This is a genomic window from Streptomyces sp. NPDC055078 (assembly GCF_053607985.1).
Map to the genome: position 1 here is coordinate 1 of NZ_JBSGUP010000803.1, position 3,332 is coordinate 3,332.

Consider the following 3,332-nt stretch of genomic DNA (forward strand, 5'->3'; position numbering starts at 1 on the left):
CCGCCCCAGACCCCGCGCCTCAATCGCCGGCGGGGCTTGATATCTCGGGCCTCCGCGCAGCCTGGGCGACACGCTTCCCGCACATTCCGCTCCTGGGGCGGGCCAATCCAGCCTCTCCGGCGATTGAGGAGCGGGGTTCGGGGCGGAGCCCCGGCAAGGGCCCGGGCCGTCACGTGGGGCGGTGGGCGACAGCAAAGACGCGGCGGAAGGGGAAGACGACGCCGTGCGCCCCCGGCGGGTACGCCGACCGCAGCAGTTCGCCGTACTCCGCGAGGAAGGCGTCCCGCGCGGCCGAGTCGTCCCCCAGGACCGTGAGGACGGGTCGCAGTGTGGTGCCCTTCATCCACTCCAGTACGGGGTCCTCTCCGGTGAGGAGCTGGAGGTAGGTGGTCTCCCATACGTCGGTGTCGCAGCCGAGGGTGACCAGGCGGGCGAGGTAATCGGACGGCTCCAGGACGGCCGTACGCTCCCGGGCGCCCGCGAGGCGGTCCCGCCAGCGCGGGGACGCGCACAGTTCGGCGAGGAGGGTGTGGCTGGGGGCGTGGTGGTTGCCGGGGACCTGGAAGGCGAAGGTGCCGCCGGGGGTGAGGCCGTCGAGCCAGCGGGGGAAGGAGTCGGCGTGGCCGGGCACCCAGTGCAGGGCGGCGTTGGAGACGATGAGGTCGTAGGGGGTCTCCGGCGTCCAGTGGGTGGCGTCGGCGGGGCGGAAGCGGAGGAGTCCGCCGCCGGGGGTGGGGCCCGCGTGCTCCTTCTCCGCGCGGGCGAGCATGTCGGGTGAGCTGTCGAAGCCGGTGATCACGGCGTCGGGCCAGCGGGCGGCGAGCAGCGCGGTGACATTGCCCGCGCCGCAGCCGAGGTCCGCGATCCGGGCGGGCCGGGAGCCGCTGGCGGGCGGTGCGGGAACACGGGCGGGCCGGGAGCCGCTGGCGGGCGGTGCGGGAACACGGGCGGGCCGGGGGTCCCCCGCGGGCGGTGCGGGAACACGGGCGGGTCGGGAGCCGCCGGCGGGCAGGTCGGGAATCCGGGCGAGCAGGTCCAGGAAGGGCCGGGTGCGGTGCCCGGCGTGGCGGAGGTACTGGCCCGGGTCCCAGATCGGTTCGGCGTGCATGACGACAGAGCCTCTCGCTGGAGGGGATGACGCACCGGCATCGGACCGGCATCGTCCAACCCATACTATCTTGACGTCAAGAGACTTCATATCGAGGGACCCTCTACACTGATCGTCATGGAGGACGAGGTCGATCGACTGGTGGCGGCATGGCGCCGTGAGCGCCCTGACCTCGACGTGGAACCGCTTGAGGTGCTCAGCCGCGTATCCAGGCTGGCGCGTCATCTCGACCGGGCGCGGCGGCTCGCGTTCTCCGAGCACAGCCTCGAACCGTGGGAGTTCGACGTCCTGACCTCACTGCGCCGCGCGGGGGACCCGTATCAGCTCTCCCCCGGCCAGTTGCTCACCCAGACGCTGGTCACCTCGGGCACGATGACCAACCGCATCGACAGGCTCGCCAAGAAGGGCCTGGTGGAGCGGCTGCCCGACCCCAGTGACCGGCGCGGGGTGCTGGTGCGGCTGACCGCCGAGGGCCGGGACCGCGCCGATCAGGCGCTGGCCGGGCTGCTCGCCCAGGAGCGGGCGATCCTCGGCGAGCTGTCGCGGGCCCAGCGGGCGGAGCTGGCGGCGCTGCTACGCCAGCTGACCGCCCCGTTCGACAACATCCCCGGCTAGGTCGACCGGGCCGACCCCGGCCCGCCGGGCGAGGGCGACGGCCGCGAGCGTGGAGTGCACCCCGAGCTTGCCCAGGACGTTCTGCATATGGGTGCGGACGGTGTGCGGCGACAGGAAGAGCCGCTCGGCCACCGCCTTGCGCCCAAGACCCGCGACCATGCACCGCAGCACCTCGCGCTCGCGCGGGGTCAGCGACTCCACCAGCCGCTCGCTCTCCGTACGGTGCTTACGGGCGGCCGTCAGCTCGCGCAGCACTCCGGTGAGCAGGGCGGGCGGCAGATGGGTCTCGTCCCGCAGCACCCCCCGGATGACGGCGAGCAGCCGTTGCAGCGAGCAGTCCTTGGCGACCCAGCCGGACGCACCCGCCTGAAGCGCGAGGGCGGCCCGCCGGGGGTCGTCCTTCTCGGCGAGGACGACCGTACGGACGGTTCCCTGGGATCCGGGCGGACGGGGCCCGGCGCGGACACCCGCGACCAGCGAGATCCCGTCGACCAGTCCGTCGTCCCCGTCGTCGGACACCGCGCGGGCGACGGGCGCGCGGGCGCCACCGCTCTGCCCGGTGCCGAGATCGGCGTCGACGAGCATCACATCGAACCCCCGGCCCTCGGCCGACGCCCGCTCAAGGCAGCGCAGGGCCGCGGGCCCGCTGCCTGCCGCGGCGACATCGACATCGGGCTCGGCCGCGAGTGCCGCGGCCAGTGACTCGGCGAAAATTCGGTGGTCGTCCACCACCAGGACCCGAATACGGACCACAGACACCCCCTGGGTCGGAGGACGGCTCGGCACAGGCACGGCACCCGGATGGCTCCAGCGTTCGCCCGGCCGACGCCGTGCTGAGACTGATACCCCACCCCGAGCGTCGTACCCGAACGTCCCGCCCCCTGATCAACACCGGCCCCCACCGGCGCTGAGCATCAGAGTACGGGCGGCGGCGGGGAGCGGAAGGCTATTTGCAGAACTGATGGCCCAGGTTGTGCACCCTGAGCCGGATGTTCTGTATTGAGACGGAAGTCGACAGAGATCGACGCCGTTCCGCGACGCTGAAGTGCATCTGTGTGACCATCGGCCGACGCCCCGACGCCCCGACGCCCCGACGCCCCGACGCCCCGACGCCCCGACGCGGCTGCATGGCTGCACGGCTGCGCGGCGAGGGGACCCGCGGCCCCGGACGCTGGCGCGGCGGCCCCGGACTCCGGCCGCCCCTGTGCCAGCACTCGCCGCGGCCGTGGCTCCCCTCATGAATCCGCGTCCAAAGGCGATCCATTGATTCGGCCTATGAGTGGCCATAGGAAATTCCGTGTTGACCCTCTGAGGTGCTCGGCAGTTTGCTGTGCGCACACACCAGACGAGTTGAGGCAGGGACATTAATGACCAGTCCGATTTCGCGTGACCGTGCGCCCGAAGACCTGCTTTTCACTTTCGCTGTGATTGCGGATTCGCATGTCAATCCGGGTGACGACCGCTCGTCTTCGCCGTGGGCGAGCAATCGCCTGGCCAATGAGCGGTCCCGGCGTGCTGTCGCGGAGCTGAACCGCCTGGCGCCGGACTTCGTCGTCCATCTCGGAGACCTCGTCCATCCCGTGCCCGCGCTGGAGACCTTCACCTCGGC

4 protein-coding genes are annotated in these 3,332 nt (G+C 72.1%); 2 read left to right on the forward strand and 2 right to left on the reverse strand.

What is annotated here, in order from left to right; translation table 11 throughout:
- Window positions 1–169: 169 nt before the first annotated feature.
- Window positions 170–1,108, reverse strand: coding sequence for a methyltransferase domain-containing protein (locus ACWF94_RS36945; RefSeq protein ID WP_453499042.1), 939 nt, complete (start codon window positions 1,106–1,108; stop codon window positions 170–172).
- Window positions 1,109–1,225: 117 nt separating this feature from the next.
- Between ACWF94_RS36945 and tamR the strand changes: the two genes are divergently transcribed.
- Complete coding sequence (gene tamR, locus ACWF94_RS36950) at window positions 1,226–1,723, forward strand: MarR family transcriptional regulator TamR (RefSeq protein ID WP_453499044.1); 498 nt, start codon at window positions 1,226–1,228, stop codon at window positions 1,721–1,723.
- Here tamR and ACWF94_RS36955 read toward each other — a convergent pair.
- Window positions 1,682–2,476, reverse strand: a complete 795-nt coding sequence (locus ACWF94_RS36955; protein WP_453499046.1) for a LuxR C-terminal-related transcriptional regulator — start codon at window positions 2,474–2,476, stop codon at window positions 1,682–1,684. The two genes, tamR and ACWF94_RS36955, sit on opposite strands and share 42 nt — an antisense overlap.
- A gap of 671 nt (window positions 2,477–3,147) precedes the next feature.
- On the opposite strand from ACWF94_RS36955, the gene ACWF94_RS36960 reads away from it, so the two are divergent.
- On the forward strand, window positions 3,148–3,332 hold a 185-nt coding region (locus ACWF94_RS36960; protein WP_453499048.1), incomplete at its 3' end, for a hypothetical protein.

Coding starts and splice junctions, on each gene's coding strand:
- ACWF94_RS36945 (WP_453499042.1), bottom strand. CDS start 1,108: ATGCACGCCGAACCGATCTGGGACCCGGGCCAGTACCTCCGCCACGCC.
- tamR (WP_453499044.1), top strand. CDS start 1,226: ATGGAGGACGAGGTCGATCGACTGGTGGCGGCATGGCGCCGTGAGCGC.